The sequence below is a fragment of the Aliikangiella aequoris genome, from assembly GCF_053709105.1.
Window position 1 is genome coordinate 1,757,165 of record NZ_CM132298.1, and the last position, 24,670, is coordinate 1,781,834.

Genomic DNA, 24,670 nt, shown 5'->3' on the forward strand with positions numbered 1-24,670 from the left:
AAAATATTATTACAAAGCAACATAAAAAAATAGCATTTATAGGATGAACACCATGGCCAGAAAAGCTTCGTCACAATTAACCGATAGCGAGCAAAATATAATGCGTATTTTGTGGGACAAAGGAGAAGCCTCAGTTAGAGAAATTACCGATATTTTGTCTCAAGATAGGAAGACTGCATATACCACCGTACAAACTATGTGCAAAATTCTAGCGGACAAAGGCTATGCCGAGTTTCATAAAGAAGGTAAAGCATTTATTTATACCGCCAAGATCACTCAGCAACAAGCGCGCCGAGGCGCGTTAACCAGTATGCTGAATAAATTCTTTGGAGGCTCTCCAAAAGTGTTAGCACAGCATTTATTAGAAGAAACAGATATCGATATAAAAGATCTGGAAGAGCTACAGAATAAAATCGACAAAGCAGAAGATTAATTTCAATGAAACTATATTCGCGGAAACTAAACTAATTATGATTGCTGAATTCACCATTTTTGTCTCTTTGGCGACTTATCATATAATGATTGGCGCCGCACTTTTAATTTTATTGCGATTGTTTTTGGCACTAATTAAAGTCTCTCCAGAATTAAGAAGTTGGCTTTGGTTAACCGCTTTTATTATGGCAACTATTGTTCCGGTTACTCTCATAGAAAAAGGTAACAACCAAGTTAATCAATCATTATTTGCGAGTAAAGCAGAGCAATCAACTTCTGTAGAAGGCTCGCTTGCTAATTTAGGTAAACAGCTTAACGGTAAAAAGCAACCAGCTTTGGATAGCTCAGACAGTTTTTGGATAGCTCCTACTGAGGTTATTTTCCACTCTAATCGCTTATTAAAGCTTTTTTGTATTTTATGGATTTTGGGAAGCTTATGGCGATGTTATCAATTATACCAGTCGCATCGCCAAACCAGTGAGCTTGCCGTTGAAAGTCAAACATCTGATGTATTAGAACCCTTAGCAAAACAACATCAGATTAAAATTTTAGAGTCAGACAAAATTAGCAGCCCATCAGTAATAGGCTTGTTCGAGCCTAAAGTAATTATTCCTAGTCATATCATTAAGCAATTTTCGTTACAGCAGTTGATCCCCATTGTGCTACATGAAGTAGCGCACATTCAACGTCGTGATACTTGGGCGAGTATGTTGCAAGAGTTAATCGCTGTTATATTTTGGTGGAGTCCAATTATAAGGATTTTAAACAAGCGAATTCATATAGACAGAGAGTTGGCTTGTGATCTTAGAGCTGCTAAAAAAATTAGTAGTAAGTTATATGCACAGTCTTTAGTCGACTGCGCTCGTATTATGGTAACTAAGAAAAAGAGCATTTTAGCGATGGGGCTTTTTAGTCAAAAGAAAGAGTTATTACAACGCGTAGAGCAAGTTTTGATGAGTAGAAAAATTATTCAACCAAGCGCATGGTTAGTCCTTGGAGTTTGTTTGACACTTTCGCTAATAACAGTTGGGGCAACTCAGTCAATTTTGCCAAAAGTCAGTCTTGTGAAGGCCAAAGAGGAATCTAGACAATATTCGTCTCTTACTAAACAAACAGGCCAACAATTGATTGAAGCGGTTTTGGCCAATGACATAGAAACTATCCGCTCATTACAAACGACAGGCGTCGACATAAATATGCCCGTAGATCGCGAAGGAACCGCACTGATGATCGCTGTTAAAGAAGACAATCGAGAAATGGTTGAAGCATTGATACAACTTGGTGCTAATGTTAATCAGGCATCGCTATATGATGGTAATCCTTTAATTGTTGCGGCGATGAGAAATAATATTGAGTTAGCGCAATTGTTAATCGAGAATGGCGCAAATGTAAATGCCATTGTAACTTATGACGAAACGCCTCTTATCAACGCGACTAGGGGCGGCTATTTGGAAATGACTAAGTTGCTCGTTAACCAGGGCGCAGATGTTAATCTAGCAGTGAATACTGGATTCCTTGATGGCTCTAGAATTAGAAGCCCACTTAATATGGCAAAATCGGCAGAAATACGACAGTTTTTAATTGCCAAGGGTGCAGCCCAATAGATGTTTGTCGATAAACGAAGCACGGTTAAAGAAGCGCCTCTGACGTTGAGATCGATTAACTCTCAACTAATTTAAATATTAACAAATTATTGCCAGCTTGAATTAGGGAGAGCCCAGCATGATCTTTAATACGCCAATTTTCTTTTGGTTTTTTCTCGCTTTTATTATTTTCTATGGATTGGTTTTCATCAAACAAAAGCCCCGTATTTACTTAATAATAGTTGGAAGCTTAATTTTCTATGGCGCATGCAATTATGCTTTTATTCCCCTTCTCGTAGGGAGTGCCGTTGCTGATTATTTCATCGCACAAGCCATAGGTAATAGCAAAGATCAAAAAATTAAGAAACGATGGGTAACATTGTCGTTGCTCATAAATCTAGGAATTTTGGCATCATTTAAGTACGCCGATTTTGTTTTGCAATCAGTCTCGGAGTTACTTGCTGCGCTAGGTTATAGTGCGTCGATCGAAACGTTAGGCTGGTTATTACCCGTCGGTATTTCTTTTTACACTTTTCAAAGTTTAAGTTACACCATTGATGTTTATCGTGGAGACATGAAGCCGAGAAAAGGTTTAATGGAGTTTGTGGCTGCATTGTCATTCTTTCCGCAGCTAGTCGCTGGCCCAATATTAAGAGCAAAAAATATACTTCCGCAAATGCATAGTATTGCATTGCCTACTTGGGATGCTGTGAAACATGGTTTTCTTTTAATTACCGTTGGTCTAATCAAAAAAACCGGTGCAGATTTATTAGCTATTCCAGCTGATAAAGCATTTGCTGCGCACGAAACCTTAAGTACCCTAGAAGTTTGGACTGGAGTATTGGCATTTGCTGGACAAATCTATGGTGATTTTTCTGGCTATACCGATATGGCTATTGGATTGGCCTTATTACTCGGTTTTAGTATTCCGCTAAATTTTAGAGTGCCTTATTTTGCGGTATCTCCAATTGATTTTTGGCGGCGTTGGCACATTTCGTTGTCGAGCTGGTTAAGAGATTATTTATATATTCCATTAGGAGGCAACCGTACCGGACATCGTACTAGAAACGTTTTTATTACAATGTTGTTAGGCGGTTTATGGCATGGAGCTGCGTGGACTTTTGTGGCTTGGGGGGCGTTTCATGGAGCCATTATTACCCTGACGCATTATTTTTCTGGTTTGAAGGCATTTGCTTTGTTTAATCACCAACCTAGCTTATTAATTAACATTTTTAAATGGGCAATTACTTTTTACTTAGTACTACTTGGTTGGGTGTTTTTTAGAGCTGAAGATTTGTCTAGTGCATTACAGATCATTCAGTCTATTCATGATTTCGGTAACGATATAGAAATTGGACGTCATGCAGTCGTCATCTTTTTAATGACGAGCATTTGGATGCTATTGGTACATGTCATGGATTTTTATGTAATTAAGGGCGCTGATAAACTTGAACGAAAATCATGGTTGTTTTGGCTACTTATCATTGTTGGACAGTCTATTTGCATTTTGATTGGCGAGCCGAGTAACCAATTTATCTACTTCCAATTTTAATCACAGGGGCAAAGACAATGAATGAACGAAAAGTTTACTTAAAAATCATTTTAGCAATTACACTTTGCGCCGGAACAACTGTGGCTATTTTGCAGGGTATTATTAAGCTTACCGATGCTAAGAATCAAGGGGTTTTCTCTCGTACCAATTTGTCACTGAAGGCACTTCCGAAAATAATTGAAGAGCCAAGTGACTTGGTAATGTTCTATGGTTCATCAATGACTCAAGCTGGTTTTTCACCTCGTCAGTTTGATAGAAAGCTTAATGCGATGGGAAAGAACGTTAAGTCGTTTAACTATGGTTTTGGCGGTTTAAACCCATTTTTCCAGGACTACTTATCGCGTCGTATCAAGGAACAGTTTATTGCCAATAATAGAAAGTTAAGGCTCGCAATGATTGAGTTTAACCCTTTCCAAACAACCCAGCGACGCTGGCAAGGCGCAAAGCCAGTGGTTGATTCGTTTTTATCTATGTTAGCGAGTGATGAAGAATTGCTAGAAATTGCTAAGCAAGATATTACACGTGGTATATTGCTTTTTAATATTCGTTATATTCGAAATAATATATCTTCTGAAATTATTACTAGTTCATTTGGAAGGGAGCTGTTTCCTCCCTATCAATGGCAGCAGTTTAAAGATACTCAAGAAATTCAGCAGGCTCGCCGAAACATAGGCCGCAAGCTAGGAGAACTGTTTGATAAAGATTATCCCAATCTAAACTATCAAAATTGGATGTATGAATGGCAAGGGGCAGGCACTATACCAGAGGAACGTTCGCAGGAAACCCTAACCGCTTTTGAAGAGTATTATGATTTAAGTCAGACCGATGCGCAAATGAAAAATGATCGATTAAGTCGAATAAGAAACGCTGATATTGAAGAGTTAAATTTTGAACCTTTGTTAGTCGACAGTTTTATTCAAATGGTTAAGAATTTTCAACTATTTTCTGACCAAGTAGAAGTAATAATGTTACCGCGAAATACCAAGTGGATAACTAATACCCCAGAAGGTAAAAAACGTTTGGCCAAGGTAATTAAACAGATAGAGGAGGCCACTGGCATTAAAGTGAGAGATCATCAAGACTTAAATGTGATCAATCCAAACATGTTTAGCGACACCACCCACTTGGCAAGATATCGTGGTGATGTCGCTTATACTGATTTTTTAGTGGAAGAGTACGCTGAGTCACTTTAGAGTTTAAAACATAGCTACTAAACTATGTTAGTTTAAATATTTCGAGGCTTAAGTTGCTTAAATCAAGCGGCTGCACATAAAAACGCTTGAAAAAAAGCAAATGGGTTGTAAACTATTTTAAACAAAATTATTGGTTTTGTAGCAGAAGTCGTATTTCCAATTGAGGTTTACTGTACAGGATAAGTTGTTATGTAGCAGTCCTCCATTCATTTTAAAGGGCAAATAAATATGTCAAAGTATATAGATGGGTTCGTATTTCCCATCGCTGCAAATAAACTGGACGAGTATTGGCGCCTTTCTGAAGCTGTTGCTGAGGTTTGGAAAAAGCATGGAGCAATTGAATATGTAGAGTACCTCGGCGATGACATGGAACGAGAGGGGACTCGCTCTTTTACAGACGCCATAAAACCTCGAGCAGATGAAGTCATTGTTTTTGGTTGGGTGGTATTTGCCTCTCGTGAAGCTCGCGATATCGCAAACAAGAAAGTAGCTTGTGACAAGCAAATGGCTGAATTAATTGATACATTCAATGTTGAATTTGACGCTAATAGAATGCTCTACGGTGGGTTTCGCCATCCTAATCTTACGTAATCCTAGTTGGTCATAATTAATTATATAAAACTCGTTGCAAGAGTGATAATAACAATCGGTTGGTGTTATTGTCGCAAGCTCCAACTTTAACACCAACTGAAGTCTGGATTGCTAAAGTTTACTGTGGCGCTTTCAAGCCTGAGCAGCTTCTTCAGTATGTTTGGGTGGCATAAAATCTTTATCGTCTTGTTTAAAGGTTACGACCTGGTTACGCCCATTTTGTTTTGCAACATATAAAGCTTTATCTGCCTTATTCAGTAGAGTTTGAATATCTTCTTTAGGTTTGTACTCGGTTAAGCCAATTGACACACTTAAAGGAATACCTTCAAATTCTTCATGCTGTGAAATTTGAGTCACCAGATAACGCAAGTTTTCGAGAAGCTTTTCTGCACATGGTAAGTTGGTGTAAGGTAATGCGATAATAAATTCTTCTCCGCCAATGCGGCCAATGATATCTGTCTTTCTAAACAGCTTATGACAGAGTTTGGTAAACTCAACGAGTACTTGGTCACCAATGTGGTGGCCATAATTGTCATTAACATTTTTGAAGAAATCGAGATCTATCATAGCTACACACAACTCGTAAGTATGGCGGTGCTCTAGTTGCATGTGGTAGTCGAGTAACTGCATCGTTTTACGTCGATTAAAAGCACCAGTTAAGTCATCCTTTTCCGCGAGTAGCTCAAATTTTTTCTTGCTAGCTTTGGCCCGGTGAAGTATAAGCCCTAGTAACAATGCGATAATAATACTTAAACTCATAACTAAAATCATACTATGGTTTTTTTTGATTTCAGCAGCTAGCTCTAACGCCTGAATTTTGTTAGTTTTTTGAAGTAATAAAAATTCAGCCTCTTTTTTACTTAATTCAAACTCTGCCTTTAGTTTCTCAATGTTTTTTGAGTTCATGCGTGATTGGTATTTATTTCTAATCTTATTCGCGCTAAGCAAACTTTGGTATGCCTTTTCAAATTGATTTTTAGACGCATAGGCGCTAGCAAGTAACTCTTCAATACGCTCTTCATATGATTGCATTGAGTCAGGTTTTATTTCTTGCTTGGTTTGCTTTAGTATTTCTATTGCCTCAGATGCTTGGTTTTGCCTAATAAGAATAGAAGCTTCAGCCAATTTAGTTGAAGCCTGCATAAAAGGGTTTTGTGCTTTGATAAATATTTTCTCTGCCTTTTTATACATTGCTAATGCTTCAGGGTAGCGCTTTTCACTGGCGAAACTAGCCGCAATTTCTTTATAAGAGTATGCCGCTCCCTGTTGATCTCCAATGCTTTCTGACAACTGAGCAGACAATAATAATAGCTCAACGCCATCGGACTTTTCGTTAATCGCGATTAGCGCACGCCCTTTACCATAGTAAATATCGCTTAGCTGTTGTTTTGCGCCAATTAATTGGTAGTAGGTGAGTGCTTCGTTAAAATAAGGGAGTGACTCCATTGGCTCGCGGCGGTATTCATAAACCAAAGCAATGTAGCCCGCCACAACGGCTTTAGTGAATAGTGCCTTAGCTACAGGGGCAAGTAGATAAGCCTGCTGCAAATCTTCAAGTGCTTCGCCAGACCTTAATAGCGTGTTTAAAGTTAAACCTCTAACAATTAGCGCTTCAATTTGTAAAGGCGTTAATTGATTTGTCTTAGCGAAGTTTAATGCTTCATTTATTTGCGGCAGTGCTTTTATCGACTCTCCGCCTAAATCTAGCGCTTGGGCTTGGGCGAGCTTTATTTTATGATATAGCCAAGGATTACCACTTTGGGTAATAGTGCTTAATGCGAGCAAACTTTGTTCGTAGGCCAACTTTGGCCTAACTAGTTCAATATAAGCTAGTGATTTGAGTAAATGGTATTGAGACTGTTCATGAGGTGACAGCCATTGATCTTTGTTGTTATCTAGTGACTGCTGAAGTTGAAGCGGATGATCAAAAAGTACAGAAATAAATGGTTTAAATTGTGAAGACCATTCGGTTTGGCTAGCGACGTTGAATGGAACTAGCAAGCTAATAACTGCGAATAAATGCCATAATTTACTACCGCCAATCGTCTTTTCCTTCACTCGCTTAATCCCTGATAACGTTTATTGACCTTGCTTGTATTATAGACTTGAATAGTTATCTTAGCCGTTAAAAAAGACTAAAATATCTAGTTAAATTAATAATTTGTTGTATTTTAGATATTTTATCGCGTAAGTGAGATAATACTTTCTTAGCAAAATAATGTGATAATAATTATCTTCGTGACAGTCACCGATTGTCAATGTTAGCAATTAATATAAGTACCCTTGATAAAAGAGTAGTAAATGTCAAATGAGATACTAAAAGGGTTTATTTTTAGTCGAACTAGTCAAGACGTTAATGGTAAGGCCGTCATTCGATTATGGGTTAAAACCGACGATGCGGCTGTTGAGCTAGTTGTTGAAAATGAATCTCCAGTGTTTTTTCTATCACGCGAAGATTTGCCGAAAGCCAAAACATTGCTCAATGGCGCTAATATTCGGTATGTGTCTCGGTTATTAACCATGAACACCTTCCAAAATAAGCCGGTAGCAGCGCTTTACTTTACTGCAATGGCCGATTTTTACAATGCGCGTAAACAGCTACAGCAGAACCAAATTACGCTTTACGAAAGTAATGTGCGGCTAGAAGAGCGTTTCTTAATGGAGCGCTTTATTCGTGGCAGCATATCGTTTCAAGGAAAATCGATTGGTGCGCATTCTTATGTTGTTAACAAAATTAAACCGGCCCACTTTAAACCAAAACTTAAGCTGGTATCGTTAGATATAGAGTGCAGTGGGCAAGGCGAGTTATTTTCAATTGGGTTAACGAGCGAGCAAAAACAATGCGTACTGATGATTGGAAAGGCACAAGATTATCCAGACGCTTTAGCAACAATTAAATGGGTTGAAAACGAAAAAGACTTATTAAATACGCTGATTAAAACCATTAATCAGCTTGATCCTGACGTGATTATTGGCTGGAATGTAATCAATTTTGACTTTAGGTTACTGATTCAAAGAGCGCAGAAGCATCAGCTAAAACTCGCTCTAGGCAGAGATCATAGTGAGGTGAAGTGGCGGGTTAACTCACAAGACTCGCAGCAAGGTTTTGTCAGTATTCATGGAAGAGTGGTCATAGATGGAATTGCTGCGCTTCGCGGTGCAACTTATAGTTTTCCAAGCTTTAGCCTCCAGTCAGTTGCTGAAATTTTGCTTGGGGAGAGTAAGCTTATTGAAAACCCACATGACAGGCTGGCGCAAATAGAGCATGATTTTAAGCATAATAAAACAAAACTAGCGGCTTATAATTTAAAAGATTGCCAGCTAGTTGAAGCGATTTTTAACAAAACCAAAATTCTCGACTTCCTCATTTATCGCTGCGATCTAACCGGTTTGGAGCTCGATCGAGTAGGCGGTTCAGTGGCAGCCTTTAATAATCTATATTTACCTAAACTACACCGCAAAGGCTATGTATCTCCCAACTTGCCTAATGGTGGAGGGCTCGCCAGTCCCGGTGGGTTTGTTATGGACTCACTTCCAGGCTTATATACCAATGTATTGTTACTCGATTTTAAAAGCCTCTATCCTTCAATTATACGTACCTTTAAAATTGATCCGCTAGGCTTAGTTAAAGGGTTACAGCAGCCGAGCCAAGCGATACCAGGTTTCAAAGACGCAAGCTTTTCTTATGATGAGCACATTTTGCCCGGGATTATAGAGACGATTTGGCAACAACGGGATGCCGCTAAGAAAGCCCAAGACCCCATAAAGTCGCAGGCTTTAAAAATTTTAATGAACTCTTTTTATGGTGTGTTAGGTTCTGGTGGGTGTCCTTTTTATGATACTCGTCTGGCTAGTTCGATTACTTTGCGTGGTCATTGGATTATGCAAAAAACCGCTGCGTGGATTACGCAAATGGGCTATCAAGTGATTTACGGTGATACCGATTCTACCTTTATATATATACAAAATAAATCTACTAACGATGAACTATTTAAGCTCGGTAATCAATTATGCGAAACTTTAAATAATCGTTGGCAGCAAGAGTTAAAACAAGCATTTAATTTGCACAGCTATTTAGAAATGGAATTTGAATGTGTCTTTACGCAATTTATGATGCCAACCATTCGTGGCAGCGAGAAAGGCAGTAAAAAGCGCTACGCAGGATTAAAGTTAACTCACGATAATCAACACGAACTTGTATTTAAAGGGCTAGAATCAGTTAGAACTGACTGGACTCAAATGGCCAAAGATTTTCAACAATCTCTTTATCTCATCATTTTTAGCGGGAGCGACCCAAGTGAACTTATTACTTCGACAATAGCGCAAACTATTGCGGGGCTAAATGATAACCGCTTGGTTTATCGAAAGCGATTACGACGCCGGCTCGATGACTACACTAAGAATGTTCCGCCGCATGTAAAAGCTGCGCGACTGGCTGATCAAGTTAATCTTGTTAAAGGCAGAGCGCCGCAATATCAAAATAAAGGCTGGATTGAATATGTAATAACACTAGAGGGCCCGCAACCGGTTGAGTATCGTCAAGCGCCAATTGATTATCAACACTATATCGACAAACAAATACAGCCGATAGCAGAAGCGGCATTAATGTTTACCGAGTACAGTTTTGAGCAAATAACTTCGCAGCAATTGGGATTATTTTAAGATTCTTACTGCAAGCGATTAACTTGTAAGGTTATCGCGCTAGTGAACAGACTAGCTTTCTGACTGTGCGATTAAATGAGTCACTTTTTCAACCAGTTTTGCGTTATCAAAAGGTTTGTTTAAAAAGTCGTCAGCGCCTTTATCTAGCATTTGCTTCATATAAGTTTGAGTTGCAGCAGAAATAATTAAAATTTTAACTGAGTTAAAAATGGGCCTTTGCCTAATTAACTCTAATACCGCGCTCCCACTCATATGCGGCATATTCAGATCTAAGGTAATGACTTTGGGGCGACTAATCCCCATGAGTAGACCCGCTTCGAAACCTGATTGCGCGATACTTGACTCAATTCCCGCTTGTTTGAGACTACGGCTAATGGCTTTAGCTAAGTTTTTATCGTCATCTATTATTAATACTGGCGCACTCATTTTTCCACCTAGTTTTTACACATTGTATTAAGTATAGCTAGGCTTATCTAATTGAGCTGAGTTTTTGCTATGCTGTCACTTTATAGCTTGATAATTATGGGGTTTTTGGCTCGTGAAATAAGCTACTGGTAGGTTAAGTCATAGCTTGTTGCAAATAATTTTAACAAAGCTTCTCCTGAATTAATCAGCTGGCTAAAGATTGTGGTAGCATGTCTCAGCTTGACTAAATCCCTATGAATAAAGATAACTAAAACAATGAGTTCTAAAACAATATTAATTACTGGATGCTCTACCGGAATAGGGCTTGATAGCGCCTTGACGTTACAACAGCGAGGTTATCAGGTTATTGCTACTGCCAGAACAGAGCAGGGCCTAACTGCATTGAAAGAGCGCGGACTCAATGTGGTTTATATGGACTTGGCAGACGAGCAAAGTATAGAGCAGGGGTTTAACCAAGCATTAAGCATTTGCGGAGGCAGCTTAAATTACTTATTTAATAATGCTGCCTACGGACAACCAGGCGCGGTAGAAGACTTGCCAACTCAAGCGTTGCGAGAGCAGTTTGAAGTAAATTTTTTTGGTTGGCATCGTTTAACACAGTTAGCTTTAAAGGTAATGCGCGAGCAAGGCTATGGAAGAATCGTTTTTAATAGTTCGGTACTCGGGTTTGTGTGTATGCCTTATCGTGGTGCTTACAACGCGTCTAAATTTGCACTTGAAGGTTTAGTTGATACATTGCGCTTAGAGCTTATTAATTCACCGATTAAAATTGCTTTAATACAGCCAGGGCCGATTAATACACACTTTAGAATTAATGCACTTCGCGCGTTTAAAAAAAATATACAAGTAGACACTAGCTACCATCAAAAAAACTACCAAAGCCAGATAGCTCGCTTAGAAAGCAATAGTTCTCCTAGTGGCTTTACTTTAGAGCCTGCGGCGGTGACTCAATGTTTAATTCACGCACTAGAAAGCAAACGGCCCAAGCTTCGTTATGCTGTGACTTTTCCAACTAAGCTGTTTAGTGTACTAAAAAGAGTTTTGCCTGCTCGTTGGTTAGATCGTTTGTTAGCGAAAGGATAAAAATAGTTTAATAATTAAATCAGCTAATTCTAAGAATAAAAAAATTCAATGGGGGAAGAAGGTTATGTTTGAGTTTAAGGTTTTGTTTAAGTTGAAAGTTAGGTTCAGTCGGTCAATCTGGGGAAAACTTAATACAATGATTAATAAAAACACCGTGAGCGCATTAGTCTGTATTTTTTGTGGTGCTTTGTCAGCAAGTCCAGCGTTGGCACAAGCGAGTTTTTCTCAGGGAAGAGTCATTACCAGTCCAAGCAGTGTTATCCCCATTGATGAGCGGCCAGCGATTGTTAATCAACTCACTTTAGATCGCCTTGAAAACTTGTTACCAAAGCTAATGCGTGAATCTAACATGGATATGTGGCTAGTGATTCATCGAGAGTATGAAGAAGACGCATTATTTTATACTTTGGTGCCGCAGCCGACTTTCGCGGCCCGTAGAACCACAATTTTAGTCTTTTTTGATCGCGGCCAAGGCAAAGGCGTTGAGCGCATCACGGTGAGTCGTTATCCAATAAAAGGTTTTTACGATTCCAAGTGGGATGGTGGAACGTTAGATCAACAATGGCAGCAATTAGCAAAGCTCATTGAACAACGCGATCCGCAACGAATTGGAATTAATACGAGCAAAGATTGGCCGCTAGCTGATGGACTGTCGCACGCATTGTATAACCGCTTACTGCAGGCGCTGAATTCAAAATACCAAGATCGTATTGTTTCTGCAGAAAATTTAGTGGTGCGCTGGATGGAAACAAGAACTGCCGCAGAGCTTGAGTTATATTCACACATTGTTGCCATTGCCCGAGGAATTATTGCGAAGGCTTTTTCAAACAAAGTGATTACTCCAGGCGTAACCAATACCAACCAAGTTGAGTGGTATATTAGAACAGAGTTTGAAAATTTAAACCTAAGGCCGTGGTTTCAGCCACACGTAAATGTGCAGCGCAAAGGTGATAAAACACAACCATCTGACTCATTTATGGGGCAGAGTGGGCGCGTTATTAAGCGCGGTGATATTCTGCATACCGATGTCGGTTTATGTTATTTAACATTGTGTACAGACACTCAAGAAATGGGATATGTACTCACCAATGAGCAATCAGAGGTTCCTACGGGCCTTAAAGAAGCATTGGCTCAAGGTAACCAGTGGCAAGATCTATTAACTGCAGAATTTAAACTGGGGCTAACTGGCAATCAGATTCTAGCAAATAACTTAAAAGCCAATAAATTAGCAAAAATTAATGCGACTACCTACACTCACCCTATAGGATTTGTTGGACATTCGGTTGGGCCAACGATTGGAATGTGGGATAACCAAGGTGCAACACCAGTGCGTGGCGATTGGCCGCTCTATGCAAACACTGCTTATGCAATTGAGGGTAATATCAAAACTAAACTAGCAGAATGGCAACACCAATGGGTAATGATAAAACTAGAGCAAACCGCATTCTTTGATGGACAGAAAGTGATTTATGCAGCCGGCCGTCAAACTCAGTGGCATGTGGTTGAGTAGTAAGCGATTTAACTCAACACATTCGTAAAGAGAATTTATATGAACCCTAAAGTATCTGCCGCTTATTTATTAGTTGTTGCTGTATGGTCTACCACGCCATTAGCTATTCAGTGGAGTAGCGATACCATTGGGCCGTTACTTGCAGTGTTATTGCGCATGGTAATAGCGGCTATTTTAGGGTTAATGGTTATTTATATACGGCGTATAAAGGTGCCTTTTAATAGCACTGCGATTTTGTTGTATAGCTACTCAGGCATTGGCATTTTTATTGGAATGACCTTTGCTTATTTGGCGGCAAGTTACCTAACTTCTGGGTTACTATCGTTAATTTGGGGGCTCGCTCCGCTGATTTCTGGGTTGATGGCTCAGTATAGAAAGCAAGAAGCTGGACTCGATGCGGTAAAGCTAATATCACTATTGTTAGCCGTTGTAGGCTTAGCGGTGGTTGTGTCTGATAATTTAATGGTCACTCAACAAGCGCTGCCTGGGGTTGGTTTTGCGTTATGTGGTGTAACTTTTTTTAGTTTAAGCAGTGTATTAGTAAAGGGAATCAATATTCAAATTAACCCAATAGCGACAACCGTTGGCGCGCTTATACTGACGCTGCCGTTGTTTTTTGTTACTTGGCTTATCCTAGAAGACTTTTCTAACCCGCAATTATGGTCAGACAAAGCCATTTACTCGATTGTTTACTTAGGCGTATTTGGTTCTCTCATCGGGTTTGTCGCTTATTATTATATTTTACAAAAACTCTCCGTTTCTAGTGTAGCCATTATTACTCTGTTAACGCCTGTTGTGGCTATATTGCTTGGTAGTTGGCTTAATAATGAGCTAATTAGTCTGAGGCTTATTTTTGGTGGGGCAATTATCCTAGTTGCTTTAGCGTGCTTTTTTTGGGGAAAGTTGTGGTTTCAACGGCTCATTAGTCATAAACACGCGGCCGAGCGTTAAATAAAGCAACAAAGCGTGGTAGTCGCTGCACATTCTGGTTAAAATAAGTTTTATATATTTAACAATTAAATCGCCATGAATTTTTCTCATCTTGAACTACATCCCGATCTCATTAAGTCATTGCAGGAGTCAGGTTACACTGAACCCTCGCCAATTCAAGCGAAGGTAATTCCTTCTGTTTTAGCTGGTAAAGATGTGATGGCCGCTGCACAAACCGGAACCGGTAAAACTGCAGGGTTTACTTTACCTATTTTGCAAAGACTAATTGGCAGCTCACCGGTTTTACCAAACCAAGCAAAAGTACTGATTCTTGCTCCAACTCGTGAGCTTGCAGCGCAAGTAAACGACAACGTAAATAAATATGCTAAGTATCTTAATATTTCAAGTTTCATGGTCTGTGGTGGAGTTAAAATTAACCCTCAAATGCAACGCTTAAGACGTGGTGTAGATATTTTGGTGGCTACACCTGGTCGTTTGATTGACTTAATGAATCAAAATGCGGTGAAGTTTCCTAATTTAGAATTTTTAGTTTTAGACGAAGCTGATCGTATGCTTGATATGGGCTTTTTGCCCGATATCAAACGCATAATGAATAAACTGAGTAAGCAGCGTCAAACGCTCTTATTTTCAGCAACTTTCTCTAAAGAAATTACTCAGCTTTGTTTGCAGCTTTTAAATGATCCTGTTTCAATTTCGGTTTCTCCGGCGAACACTACCGCTAATACGGTGCGTCAATGGATCCACCCAGTTGATAAAAAACGAAAATCAAAACTCCTCGCATTTTTAATTGGCGATGGTCAATGGCAACAAGTATTGGTATTTGTAAGAACTAAACGCGGCGCGAATAAACTTGCATTTGACCTCGATAAAAGTGGTATTAAATCTGCTGCTATACATGGTGATAAAAGCCAAGGAACACGTAATCGAGTATTAAAAGAGTTTAAAGAAAATAAATTACAAGTATTAGTTGCTACAGATATTGCCGCCAGAGGGCTAGATATTCAACAACTACCGCATGTGGTCAATTTTGACTTACCTAATGTGGCTGAAGATTATGTACACCGTATTGGCCGCACCGGCAGAGCGGGTGCTACTGGCGAGGCTGTTTCTTTAGTGAGTGCAGACGAAGTTGAACACTTAAGCGGCATAGAAAACTTAATTCAGCAGAAGCTTAAACGTATATTAGTTGATGGTTTTGAGCCTGAGCATAGCGTTCCAGAAACCCGTTTAAAATCAGTTAAAAAGAAAAAGCCACACAAAAAGAAAATAGCAAAACTAGCGCAAAATAAAAGCGGCCGCGCACAAAACGCGACTAACAAAAAAAAGCCTAGCTCAAAACCGACTGGGGCTGCAAATAGCAAGAAATTAAGTAGCAGAAGGCCTAAAAAGGGCTGATTAAAAGCTCGGCTTATTATATCAAGTAACATTTTGTAAACGGTAACAATAACAATAACAATAGCAATAGCAATAAAAGTATTACTTGTGGTTTATTTTAAATCAGTAGAATAATTAAAAAGCTATACCTAGGAATTTTTAAATTTTATGCAAGCGAGTCAAAGTTTTGATTTGGTGATTATTGGGGCAGGTCCTGGCGGCGAAAGCGCCGCGATGAGCGCCAGTAAAAATGGTCTGAAAGTAGCACTGGTTGACGAAAAAAAGCAGCTGGGCGGGAACTGTACTCATCAGGGGACTATTCCATCTAAAGCACTACGTCATTCTGTTCACTCTATTATGAAGTTTAATCGTAATCCTTTATTTAGAGCAATCAACGAACCTAAGTTACTCAGTTTTGCGCAGGTACTGGCAGCTGCAAATAGTGTAATTGATAAGCAAGTTACTATGCGAAGACGCTTTTATGCTCGTAATGATGTGACGCTTATTCTGGGTAAAGCAAGCTTTGTTTCGCCACAGCAATTATTAGTTGAGCGACAAGGTGAAACTAATTTAAAGATTTCGGCTAAGCAAATTATTATCGCCACTGGTTCTCGTCCTTATCGTCCAAGCAGTGTCGACTTTGACCATCCACTCGTATTTGATTCAGATAAAATACTTGAACTCAATTTCACACCTAAGCGCGTCATTATTTATGGCGCAGGTGTGATCGGTTGTGAATATGCATCGATATTTAATGGCTTGGGTTGTAAAGTGGATTTAGTTAACCCCGGCGATCGGCTTTTAAATTATATGGATGACGAAATTTCTGACGCGCTAAGCTATCATTTGAGAAGTTTAGGCGTATTAATCAGACACAAAGAATCTTTTAAGAGTTTAGTTACTCAAGAAAAACAGGTTCAGTTAAATTTAAGTAGCGGCAAAGCGATAAAAGCAGATATATTTTTATGGGCGAATGGCCGAGCAGGAAATACTGAGTCATTAAATTTGCCAGCTATTAATTTATTCGCTAATTCGCGAGGACAGCTGGAAGTTGACGAGAATTATCAGACACAGTGTGCAAATGTCTTTGCCGTAGGCGATGTTATTGGTGCGCCGGCATTGGCGAGTGCCTCTTATGATCAAGGACGTTTTACCGCGACTAAAATAGCAACAGAAAAATCGCCAGTCAAAATTGAAGATGTGCCTATTGGCATTTATACCATTCCTGAAATAAGCAGTATTGGACAAACTGAGTCAGAATTAACCCAAGCTAAAATCCCTTACGAAGTAGGTAAAGCTTATTTTAAAGATACTGCTAGAGCTCAAATCACGGGTGAAGATACCGGCGTACTAAAATTGCTCTTTCATCGCGAAACGCTAGCCTTGTTAGGAATACATTGTTTTGGCGATCAAGCAGCAGAGATTTTGCATATTGGGCAAGCCATTATGGCGCAAAGTGGGGCGGGAAACAGCATTGAGTATTTTACCAATCACACGTTTAATTATCCTACTATGGCAGAGGCTTATCGCGTGGCAGCTTTAAACGGGTTAAACCGGCTATAAGGTTTAATTATGTTAGTTAAGCAATTGTTACCTAGACTCATAGAGCCACACGGTGGCTGGTGGAATATTTCTTATTATCCAGTCAGTTCGCGTGCCTTTAATATTAAGTTCTTTTGCGAGTTCTGGTGATATTGGCGCAAACGGAGAGTAGGTGAATTGAACTAATCTACCCCCGGGCTTCATTGCTAGAAAAATTTGCTCGATAATTTGTCTTCTTAAATTGGACGAAAAATTTAAAAGTGGCAAGCTAGAAATTGTGCAGTCAATTTGTGAATAATCAGCAGCTGCGATTAAACGGTCAAGCTGACTGGCGTCGCCGCTAATAATTTGAGTTTTAGGAAAAGATTGATGTAGCGCTAGGGCTAGTTGCTGACTTTTTTCAAGTAAAATTAAACGCTCTTGAGGAAGCCCATTGGCAATTAGCTTTTTGGAAATAACGCCCGTCCCAGGGCCTAATTCTAAAACCTTGTCTGTTTTTGAGTTGACGTGGCGGGTCATTGCGCTTGCTAAATAATCACTACTGGGGGTAACTGAGCCCATTTCTCGCGGGCTTTTTAGTAATGCTTGCAAAAATTTATTATTACCTAGGTTAATTCCCATATTTTGCTCTTATTTTTAATTAAGCCCTAAGTTTACCTATTGTTGGAGCCTTGTCTAGCTTTTAGTTTACTCAATTATTGATGCTTTCTATGGGTCTGCCGTTTTTGCCACGCACTCACAATATGCAGACGCCAAAACAGTCGAACTAAAGCGTAACCTAGAAGTGAAGTGATAATTCCGCATATTAAGCAGCCGAGAAGAAAGGGCTCCCAAATCTCATTTAGGTTATTGACTAACCAATCCCAACTAAGTTCAAATGTGACTTGGCTTGTAGGAGAGGCGAGTGCCCAAGCGCCAACAAAGTAACATAAGCCAAATAAAAAGGGCATAGTTACTGGATTGGTTATCCAAACCAATGCGACTGATATGGCAATGTTTGCTCGAAATATAATCGCACCGCCAGCAGCAACCAGCATTTGAAATGGGACTGGAATAAATGCACAAAAAAGCCCTACTAAAAAGGCATTGCTTACCGAGTATCGCGTTAAATGCCAAAGCTGTGGATCGTGAATGACCTTACCAAATATTTTAAGGTAACGATTCTGCTTAATTGAGTCTGGATTTGGTAAATACCTTTTTATCAGTTTCCGTGGCATAGGGAGTAGGGCCAATTAACGCTTGTTAGATTAAAGCGTCATTGTATCTGCAAGTTAATTTAAATGTAAGGGCTAGGTACGCAAGGACTGCGAATTGTTTAAAAATGCCGTTGTTTTTTTAGGAGGGCTGCTTTTAGCCGTTATTAGTCGCTCATTTGAGACGATGCTACTCCTGCTTTTAGCTGCGCTTTGTGGCTATTGGCTAGCATTTAGAACACAGAAATTGCGACTCGTTGCATGGTTAACTTTTGGCGTTGTTTGGGGCAGCGTAACAATTGTTAGTTGGAATTACACCCAGAAGACTATAGTTAAAGACCCTGTGAAAGCTCAAGTTTCTGGATATGTTTGCGGTATACCGACAATCCAGCGGCGACCATCCCACCAACTAATTCGTTTCGATTTTTGTGTCGTGAAGTTACAAAACTTAAGCAATACAAACCAAGCTGTTACGCACTTTAAACTGTCTAAAAAGGTTCAAGCGAGTTGGCGTCAGTATCGAAAGCCATATTTAAACGTATCGTCTGGTGAGTCACTGACTTTAAGCGCTAAACTTAAGCCAATACACGATAAAGTAAACCCTAAAGCTTTTAACTTTGAAAGGTGGCAAGTAAGCCAAGGGTATTTTGCAAACTTATCAGTTAAGCGAGTTGAAAAGGGGACAAAGCTTTATTCTATTTCGCAACAATATCATCAATTACGTAGCAAGCTGTATTTTAAATTAGCCAATCAAATCCCATTTTCTGAAACTAAGGGTTTAGTTTTAGCCATGGTTATGGGGGAAAGGGCACAAATTAGTGACAACCAATGGGAAGCTTTTCAGCATTCTGGTACCTCTCATCTGCTAGCCATTTCTGGATTGCATGTAGGAATTGCAGCTATGTGGAGCTATTGGTTTGTGTTGGCAGTTTGTCGCCGCTCAACCTATTTATGTCAGCTAATTCCTGCTCAAAAACTGGCCGAGGTTGGCGCTGTTTTAGGCGCTTTAGTACTCACATTAGCCAGTGGCTGCGGAGTACCCTCTGTAAGGGCGCTTATTATGTTGAGCTGCTATTTTCTCGCCAAGAGTTCGGGCAGAAACCTAACGCTGTTTAATACGATTGGCGTTGGATTGTTAGTTATCTTAATAACCATGCCTTTATCGGTGCTTTCTGCTAGTTTTTGGCTTTCTTTTAGCGCTGTACTTTTAATTGGTTTGGTGGTGTCTCGACAAATTGCCGAAACTTCGAAATTAAAAGCCTGGTTAGCGGTTAATTTTTACTTATTTTTATTGATGGTACCAGTGGGGTGGCTAGTTTTCGACAATATTAGCTTTGTTGCTTTAATCACTAACGTTATTTTGATCCCGTTTTACTCGTTTATTGTGACACCATTGACTTACATTGCGAGCCTAGTGACATTTGTCAGCGCGGCGATTAGTGAGCTGCTATTTTCGATCAGTCAGTTTTTTATTGAATTAGGCATCATGTTGCAATCGCTACTTTCTGATATTAATAAACAAATAAACCAAGATTTTATAACCCTGTCAGTTATGCTTTGGGTTTGTTTATTGATAGCTGCAATGATATTTCCGCGTAGGTTATTTTCAAGAGCTTGGCTTTTTTATTGCTGTGTGGGCGGTGTCGCCACGCTGACGCTTGGATCAAATGAAAGCAAAAACGCGGCTGAGTCTGAGTTAACTCTGTGGGTTTTTGATGTGGGACACGGGCTTGCTGTTTGGTTACAAACGGAAAATAAATCCCTATTGTTTGATACAGCCTGGGGAAGTGGCCAGTATGCCGTAGCAAATACAAGCTTAATGCCTTTTCTAAAGTCACAACGAGGTTTAATCATTGATACCCTTGTCATTAGTCATGCAGACAAAGATCATAGCGGGGGATTTGAACAATTGAACCAATCGGTTAGATTTAAGCGATTTATTACTGGTGCGCATCGTCTTAAACTCAGTCATTCTAAAGTTACAACTTATACTGAACCTAAACAAAGTGCCAGTTTGGATATAAGCGCTAACACTGAGGCTAACTTATGGGAAAACTGTCATACCCTTCCAGAGTGGAGTTGGGGCGATACTCATTTTGAGTTTATCAACCATTTACCAACAAGCGGATATAAAAAGTTATCTTCTAATAATCAGTCGTGTGTTTTAAAGCTACAAAAAAATGACACTTTAATATTGCTAACCGGTGATTTAGAAAAGTCAGGTGAAAAAAGGTTATTACAGCAATTTAGGCAGCCAGTTGATGTTCTAATTGCGCCACATCATGGCAGTAAAACAAGCTCAACGTTAGACTTTGTGCAAACATACCAGCCTAAGCATGTAATTTTTTCTACGGGGTTTGCCAATCAGTGGCACTTCCCTCGAAAAGAAGTTTTAGCCCGCTATAGAGCGGTCAAAAGCCAAGTCTGGGTGACGCACGAGCAAGGCGCAATTAAAGTGAGTTTAAAGTCCAATAATAGGCTAGTACTAAGCGGTTTGCGCCAAGAAAGCCCATGGTTTTGGTATAAACAGTATTAAATCGTTGAATTTTTTCAATTTAAACACGGTTACGCCCAAGAAAACTGATTTAATTCCCAATTCCTAATCGGAATGCTTGATATAATCTCACACCTCGTTAAAATCCACGGAACATCAATAATTTAGCTTTGCCTTTTAACCTAAATTAAAAAGGCCAACAGGCGCTTATTTAAAATAATATCGATAGGAAGTTTATATGTTAGAGCTTTTTAATGCCGGTGGATGGTTAATGTATCCGATTGTACTCTGTTCAGTTGCCGCGTTAGCCATTTGTGTTGAGCGTAGCTGGAGTCTTCGGAGAAGCCAAGTAACGCCTAAGCACCTTGTCGCACAGGTTTGGAATTGGATAAAAAACAACCAGCTTGATAAGAATAAGTTAAAAACTTTAAAAGCCAGCTCGCCTTTGGGTGAAATTTTAGCCGCGGGTTTGGTCAATCATGTTCATGGCAGAGAAACCATGAAAGAGAGTATTAGAGAAGCTGGCAACCACGCAGTATTGTCATTAGAAAAATACCTTAATTCGTTAGGAACTATTGCGTTAATAACTCCCTTATTAGGGCTGTTAGGAACGGTTATTGGTATGATTAGAGTGTTTGCGGTGATTACTATCCAAGGTACAGGCGATGCTAATGCATTAGCTCATGGTATTTCAGAGGCTTTAATTACTACTGCTACTGGTTTAACTATTGCCATACCCGCATTAATTTTTCACCGCCATTTTGAGCGCCGAGTTGATGAACTTGTCACTGAAATGGAGCAAGAAGCACTAAAAATGGTTGAAGTACTCCACGGTGAACGTGAAACATTAAAGGGCTAAGCTTGTGTTAGAACGTAAAAAACGAGGTGAAGTTGCGATTAACTTAACTCCGCTTATTGATGTGGTGTTTTTGTTGTTAATATTTTTTATGGTTTCAACAACCTTTACTCGCGAAACTCAAATTAAACTAGAATTACCTAAAGCGGATGTCGAAAAGCTAGACAGTGAACCAGATGTTATTGAAATTAGTATTGATAAAGAAGGCCGCATGTTTGTGAATGGCAAAAGCTTAGTCAATTCCGACGTTGATACGATTAAACGCGCGCTATCACCAATGCTTAATCAAAATAAAAATATTCCAGTGATTATTAGTGCCGATTCTAACGCTGCCTACCAGTCAGTGGTGACAGCTATGGATGCTGCTTCACAGTTAGGTATAAGTAATTTAAAAATGGCGACTCAGAGAAGCAAAAAATGAGTCAGACAGCCGCTACCGAAGAACCCAATTTAAGCCAACAAAAAGCGACTAATTTAGCTATATATAAAAGGCTGTTAGGTTATTTAAAAAATTATAAACTAATGTTTTTTTTAGCCTTTATCGGAAATGTTTTTTATGCTGGTATGGAGCTTTTATTTATTAAAGCACTTGAGCCATTAACCGACAAAGGGTTGGTCGGTGGCGATACCGAGTTTATGAAAATGGTGCCTTTTTATATCATTCTTATTGTTTTAATTCGTGGTGTCTCTGGATTTATTTCTACCTATTGTATGGCTTGGATAGGCCAGCACATTGTTCAAAAAATGCGTCAACAATTAATTGACGCATATATACATTTACCTACGGTATTCTTTGACTCGACTAATTCTGGCCAATTAATTTCTAAAGTTACTTTTAACACCCAGCAAGTTTCAGCCGCAAGTACAGATGCATTAACTAAATTGTTTAGAGAAGGCATTTTTATTATTGGTGCTATTTCCATGTTGTTTTATACCAACTGGCAGTTAGCTTCTATCTTTTTTGTGTCTGCGCCTATTATCGGGGTAGTCGTTGTCTTTGCGAGTAAGCGATTTAAAAAAATTAGTCGCAACATCCAATCCGCGATGGGCGGGGTAACTCAAACAGCGCAAGAGGTCGTAGAAGGTTACAAAGTGATCAAAACTTTTGGCGGTGAAAGTTACGAGTCGCAGCGTTTTGAAAAAGCAGCAAATAAAAATCGTCAGCAAACTATGAAAATGAACCTGACCAAATCAATTAGTACACCTTTCATCCAGTTTATTGCATCCTTTGCAATTGCTGCGGTTATTTACTTTGCCGCTTCATTATTAGCGACTAATCAGCTTACACCTGGTGAGTTTATTTTTATGCTTTCGATGATGATGGGATTGTTAAAACCATTGAAAGTTATTTCTAATTTAAACAATGTTATTCAACAGGGCATTGCTGCGGCCGAAAGCGTATTTGAAGTAATTGACGCGACTCCAGAAGCGACTAGTGGTAACCAAAAGTTATTGAACTCGCCGCAAAAAATTAGCTTCAATAATGTTGACTTTAATTATCCTAACTCAGCAACCAAAGTGATTGATGGTATCAGCTTTGAAATTGGCCAAGGCAAAACTATTGCGTTGGTTGGTCGCTCTGGAAGTGGCAAGTCGACGATTACTAATTTATTTTTAAGGTTTTATTCACCTAATGCGGGAGAGATCCTGTTTGACCAAGTGAATATAGCAGATTACGATCTACAGTCATTTAGACAGAAAATTGGTTATGTTTCTCAAAACGTTGTGTTATTTGATGACACTATTGAAGCTAACATTGCCTACGCTGAATCGGAAATTGACCAAAAAAGATTAGTTGATGCAGCGACTAAAGCCCACGCACTTGAGTTTATTGATGGCTTTCCCGAAAAGTTTGATACTCAAATTGGTGAAAATGGTTCTAAACTATCCGGCGGTCAACGCCAGAGAATTGCGATTGCACGCGCAATTTATAAAGATTCTCCAATTATAATATTGGATGAAGCGACTTCGGCTTTAGACACTGAGTCAGAGCGGCATATTCAGGCTGCACTCGATGCTTTAACTGAAAATAGAACGACCTTAGTGATTGCGCATCGCTTGTCTACTATAGAAAAAGCAGACGAAATTATTGTAATGGAAGCTGGAAAAATAATAGAACAAGGATCGCACCTAGATCTTTTAGCTGAAAATGGCCAATACGCTAAGCTGTATTCTATGCAATTTAGTGAAGAGTAGTCGTTATGTGGCTTGAGAAAAAAGTGACTAAATTTTGGTATTCTCAGTCATGGCTAAGCAAAATATTTTGGCCCTTGTCGTGGCCGTTTTTGTTTTTAGTTAAGCTCAAGCGCTTTGCCTATCAACAAAAAATATTGAAATCTAATAAAGCCGCCAAACCAGTGATAATTATTGGGAATATTTCAATAGGTGGAACCGGTAAAACCCCTATGATTGGTTTTTTGATTAAAAAACTGACCTCGCAAGGGCTAAAAGTTGGCGTAATTAGCCGAGGCTATCAGTCACAAGTGACCACTCAACCTCACCTTGTTAACGAGTTAGATGATGTTATTAAAGTAGGGGACGAGGCCTATATGCAATATCATCAATATAAAGTACCAATGGCTATCGGCAAAAATCGTTTGGATGCAGCTAACTTATTGATTAAGAGTTTCGACTTAGATGTTATTTTAAGCGATGATGGTATGCAGCATTATTCGATGGGTAGAGATGTTGAAATTTTAATGGTAGATGGGCTACGCTTATTTGGTAATAAATTGGTTTTACCATTTGGGCCTTTAAGAGAGCCGGTTAGCCGTTTAAAAACAGTTGATTGGATAGTGCAAACTGGCGGTGATTTCACACCTGATAACTACCCCAATAATGCAAGCTATGTGAATTTAGCACCGGTTTATTTAGTCAACATTAAAAATAACCAGCGTGTTGAATTAAACAAATTAAAAGCTCAGTCTGTTATCGGTGTGTGTGGAATTGGTAACCCTAAGCGTTTCGAGTCTACTTTACGTCCATTGTGTAACGCGCTAAAGGTTCACGACTTTCCCGATCACCACCAGTTTAAAGAATCAGATTTTAAGTTTTTAAAGGCAAATGATTTAGTCGTGATGACGCAAAAAGATGCCGTAAAATGCCAAAGTTTCGCTTTAGATAATTGGTATTACTTGCAAATAGATTTGCAAATGGATGAACATTCGGAAAAAGCTTTAATGGCTTATTTATTGTCGAAAATTAGTTAATAAGGTGAAAGTGTTAGCG

20 protein-coding genes are annotated in these 24,670 nt (G+C 39.2%); 16 read left to right on the top strand and 4 right to left on the bottom strand.

The window, feature by feature from the left end:
- Positions 1-52 precede the first annotated feature (52 nt).
- The 5 genes from ACUR5C_RS07660 (at position 53) to ACUR5C_RS07680 (ending at position 5,351) form a co-directional block, all read left to right on the top strand.
- Positions 53-433, top strand: coding sequence for a BlaI/MecI/CopY family transcriptional regulator (locus ACUR5C_RS07660; protein ID WP_454467765.1), 381 nt, complete (start codon positions 53-55; stop codon positions 431-433).
- Between the two features lie 37 nt (positions 434-470).
- Positions 471-2,036, top strand: coding sequence for a M56 family metallopeptidase (locus tag ACUR5C_RS07665; protein ID WP_454467766.1), 1,566 nt, complete (start codon positions 471-473; stop codon positions 2,034-2,036).
- A 118-nt stretch (positions 2,037-2,154) separates the two neighbouring features.
- Entirely contained in the window at positions 2,155-3,567 is a 1,413-nt protein-coding gene (locus ACUR5C_RS07670) for an MBOAT family O-acyltransferase (RefSeq protein WP_454467767.1), read from the top strand.
- A 17-nt stretch (positions 3,568-3,584) separates the two neighbouring features.
- The gene (locus ACUR5C_RS07675) at positions 3,585-4,760 is read left to right on the top strand and encodes a hypothetical protein (RefSeq protein ID WP_454467768.1); all 1,176 of its coding nucleotides are present in this window, start codon (positions 3,585-3,587) and stop codon (positions 4,758-4,760) included.
- Positions 4,761-4,988: 228 nt separating this feature from the next.
- Entirely contained in the window at positions 4,989-5,351 is a 363-nt protein-coding gene (locus tag ACUR5C_RS07680) for a DUF1428 domain-containing protein (protein WP_454467769.1), read from the top strand.
- Positions 5,352-5,483: 132 nt separating this feature from the next.
- Here the strand turns inward: ACUR5C_RS07680 and ACUR5C_RS07685 are convergent, their stop codons facing one another.
- On the bottom strand, positions 5,484-7,409 hold the full coding sequence (locus ACUR5C_RS07685) for a GGDEF domain-containing protein (protein WP_454467770.1): 1,926 nt from the start codon (positions 7,407-7,409) through the stop codon (positions 5,484-5,486).
- A gap of 243 nt (positions 7,410-7,652) precedes the next feature.
- Between ACUR5C_RS07685 and ACUR5C_RS07690 the strand changes: the two genes are divergently transcribed.
- On the top strand, positions 7,653-10,013 hold the full coding sequence (locus tag ACUR5C_RS07690; RefSeq protein WP_454467771.1) for a DNA polymerase II: 2,361 nt from the start codon (positions 7,653-7,655) through the stop codon (positions 10,011-10,013).
- A gap of 51 nt (positions 10,014-10,064) precedes the next feature.
- On the opposite strand, the gene ACUR5C_RS07695 is transcribed toward ACUR5C_RS07690, so the two are convergent.
- The gene (locus tag ACUR5C_RS07695) at positions 10,065-10,439 is read right to left on the bottom strand and encodes a response regulator transcription factor (protein WP_454467772.1); all 375 of its coding nucleotides are present in this window, start codon (positions 10,437-10,439) and stop codon (positions 10,065-10,067) included.
- Between the two features lie 255 nt (positions 10,440-10,694).
- On the opposite strand from ACUR5C_RS07695, the gene ACUR5C_RS07700 reads away from it, so the two are divergent.
- From ACUR5C_RS07700 to sthA, 5 genes are all read left to right on the top strand, one after another.
- Positions 10,695-11,522, top strand: coding sequence for an SDR family oxidoreductase (locus ACUR5C_RS07700; protein ID WP_454467773.1), 828 nt, complete (start codon positions 10,695-10,697; stop codon positions 11,520-11,522).
- A 136-nt stretch (positions 11,523-11,658) separates the two neighbouring features.
- Entirely contained in the window at positions 11,659-13,032 is a 1,374-nt protein-coding gene (locus ACUR5C_RS07705; protein WP_454467774.1) for a M24 family metallopeptidase, read from the top strand.
- A 39-nt stretch (positions 13,033-13,071) separates the two neighbouring features.
- On the top strand, positions 13,072-13,983 hold the full coding sequence (locus tag ACUR5C_RS07710; RefSeq protein WP_454467775.1) for a DMT family transporter: 912 nt from the start codon (positions 13,072-13,074) through the stop codon (positions 13,981-13,983).
- Between the two features lie 75 nt (positions 13,984-14,058).
- Positions 14,059-15,378, top strand: coding sequence for a DEAD/DEAH box helicase (locus ACUR5C_RS07715; protein ID WP_454467776.1), 1,320 nt, complete (start codon positions 14,059-14,061; stop codon positions 15,376-15,378).
- A gap of 147 nt (positions 15,379-15,525) precedes the next feature.
- Positions 15,526-16,920, top strand: coding sequence for a Si-specific NAD(P)(+) transhydrogenase (gene sthA / locus ACUR5C_RS07720; protein ID WP_454467777.1), 1,395 nt, complete (start codon positions 15,526-15,528; stop codon positions 16,918-16,920).
- 27 nt (positions 16,921-16,947) lie between these two features.
- Here sthA and ACUR5C_RS07725 read toward each other — a convergent pair whose 3' ends face one another.
- Positions 16,948-17,520 carry a class I SAM-dependent methyltransferase gene (locus ACUR5C_RS07725; RefSeq protein WP_454467778.1) on the bottom strand — a complete coding sequence of 191 codons (573 nt, stop codon included), beginning with the start codon at positions 17,518-17,520 and terminating at the stop codon, positions 16,948-16,950.
- A 74-nt stretch (positions 17,521-17,594) separates the two neighbouring features.
- Positions 17,595-18,116: a DUF2062 domain-containing protein gene (locus ACUR5C_RS07730; protein WP_454467779.1), complete on the bottom strand. Its 522-nt coding sequence runs from the start codon at positions 18,114-18,116 to the stop codon at positions 17,595-17,597.
- A 94-nt stretch (positions 18,117-18,210) separates the two neighbouring features.
- Here ACUR5C_RS07730 and ACUR5C_RS07735 point away from each other — a divergent pair, with 94 nt between their 5' ends.
- From ACUR5C_RS07735 to lpxK, 5 genes are all read left to right on the top strand, one after another.
- Positions 18,211-20,628: a DNA internalization-related competence protein ComEC/Rec2 gene (locus ACUR5C_RS07735; protein ID WP_454467780.1), complete on the top strand. Its 2,418-nt coding sequence runs from the start codon at positions 18,211-18,213 to the stop codon at positions 20,626-20,628.
- A gap of 196 nt (positions 20,629-20,824) precedes the next feature.
- Positions 20,825-21,445, top strand: coding sequence for a MotA/TolQ/ExbB proton channel family protein (locus ACUR5C_RS07740; protein WP_454467781.1), 621 nt, complete (start codon positions 20,825-20,827; stop codon positions 21,443-21,445).
- 4 nt (positions 21,446-21,449) lie between these two features.
- Entirely contained in the window at positions 21,450-21,863 is a 414-nt protein-coding gene (locus tag ACUR5C_RS07745; protein ID WP_454467782.1) for an ExbD/TolR family protein, read from the top strand.
- A complete protein-coding gene (gene msbA, locus ACUR5C_RS07750) occupies positions 21,860-23,638 on the top strand; it encodes a lipid A export permease/ATP-binding protein MsbA (protein ID WP_454467783.1) in 1,779 nt (592 codons plus the stop codon). The genes ACUR5C_RS07745 and msbA overlap by 4 nt, the downstream gene beginning before the upstream one ends.
- A 5-nt stretch (positions 23,639-23,643) precedes the next feature.
- On the top strand, positions 23,644-24,651 hold the full coding sequence (gene lpxK, locus ACUR5C_RS07755) for a tetraacyldisaccharide 4'-kinase (RefSeq protein ID WP_454467784.1): 1,008 nt from the start codon (positions 23,644-23,646) through the stop codon (positions 24,649-24,651).
- Positions 24,652-24,670 lie beyond the last annotated feature (19 nt).

What these genes read in the sequence shown, in the direction of transcription:
- ACUR5C_RS07665 (WP_454467766.1), top strand. Translation starts at nt 471, where the DNA reads ATGATTGCTGAATTCACCATTTTTGTCTCTTTGGCGACTTATCATATA.
- ACUR5C_RS07675 (WP_454467768.1), top strand. Translation starts at nt 3,585, where the DNA reads ATGAATGAACGAAAAGTTTACTTAAAAATCATTTTAGCAATTACACTT.
- ACUR5C_RS07725 (WP_454467778.1), bottom strand. Translation starts at nt 17,520, where the DNA reads ATGGGAATTAACCTAGGTAATAATAAATTTTTGCAAGCATTACTAAAA.
- ACUR5C_RS07715 (WP_454467776.1), top strand. Translation starts at nt 14,059, where the DNA reads ATGAATTTTTCTCATCTTGAACTACATCCCGATCTCATTAAGTCATTG.
- ACUR5C_RS07700 (WP_454467773.1), top strand. Translation starts at nt 10,695, where the DNA reads ATGAGTTCTAAAACAATATTAATTACTGGATGCTCTACCGGAATAGGG.
- ACUR5C_RS07740 (WP_454467781.1), top strand. Translation starts at nt 20,825, where the DNA reads ATGTTAGAGCTTTTTAATGCCGGTGGATGGTTAATGTATCCGATTGTA.
- lpxK (WP_454467784.1), top strand. Translation starts at nt 23,644, where the DNA reads ATGTGGCTTGAGAAAAAAGTGACTAAATTTTGGTATTCTCAGTCATGG.
- msbA (WP_454467783.1), top strand. Translation starts at nt 21,860, where the DNA reads ATGAGTCAGACAGCCGCTACCGAAGAACCCAATTTAAGCCAACAAAAA.
- ACUR5C_RS07660 (WP_454467765.1), top strand. Translation starts at nt 53, where the DNA reads ATGGCCAGAAAAGCTTCGTCACAATTAACCGATAGCGAGCAAAATATA.
- ACUR5C_RS07670 (WP_454467767.1), top strand. Translation starts at nt 2,155, where the DNA reads ATGATCTTTAATACGCCAATTTTCTTTTGGTTTTTTCTCGCTTTTATT.
- ACUR5C_RS07680 (WP_454467769.1), top strand. Translation starts at nt 4,989, where the DNA reads ATGTCAAAGTATATAGATGGGTTCGTATTTCCCATCGCTGCAAATAAA.
- ACUR5C_RS07705 (WP_454467774.1), top strand. Translation starts at nt 11,659, where the DNA reads ATGATTAATAAAAACACCGTGAGCGCATTAGTCTGTATTTTTTGTGGT.
- sthA (WP_454467777.1), top strand. Translation starts at nt 15,526, where the DNA reads ATGCAAGCGAGTCAAAGTTTTGATTTGGTGATTATTGGGGCAGGTCCT.
- ACUR5C_RS07690 (WP_454467771.1), top strand. Translation starts at nt 7,653, where the DNA reads ATGTCAAATGAGATACTAAAAGGGTTTATTTTTAGTCGAACTAGTCAA.
- ACUR5C_RS07730 (WP_454467779.1), bottom strand. Translation starts at nt 18,116, where the DNA reads ATGCCACGGAAACTGATAAAAAGGTATTTACCAAATCCAGACTCAATT.
- ACUR5C_RS07695 (WP_454467772.1), bottom strand. Translation starts at nt 10,439, where the DNA reads ATGAGTGCGCCAGTATTAATAATAGATGACGATAAAAACTTAGCTAAA.
- ACUR5C_RS07710 (WP_454467775.1), top strand. Translation starts at nt 13,072, where the DNA reads ATGAACCCTAAAGTATCTGCCGCTTATTTATTAGTTGTTGCTGTATGG.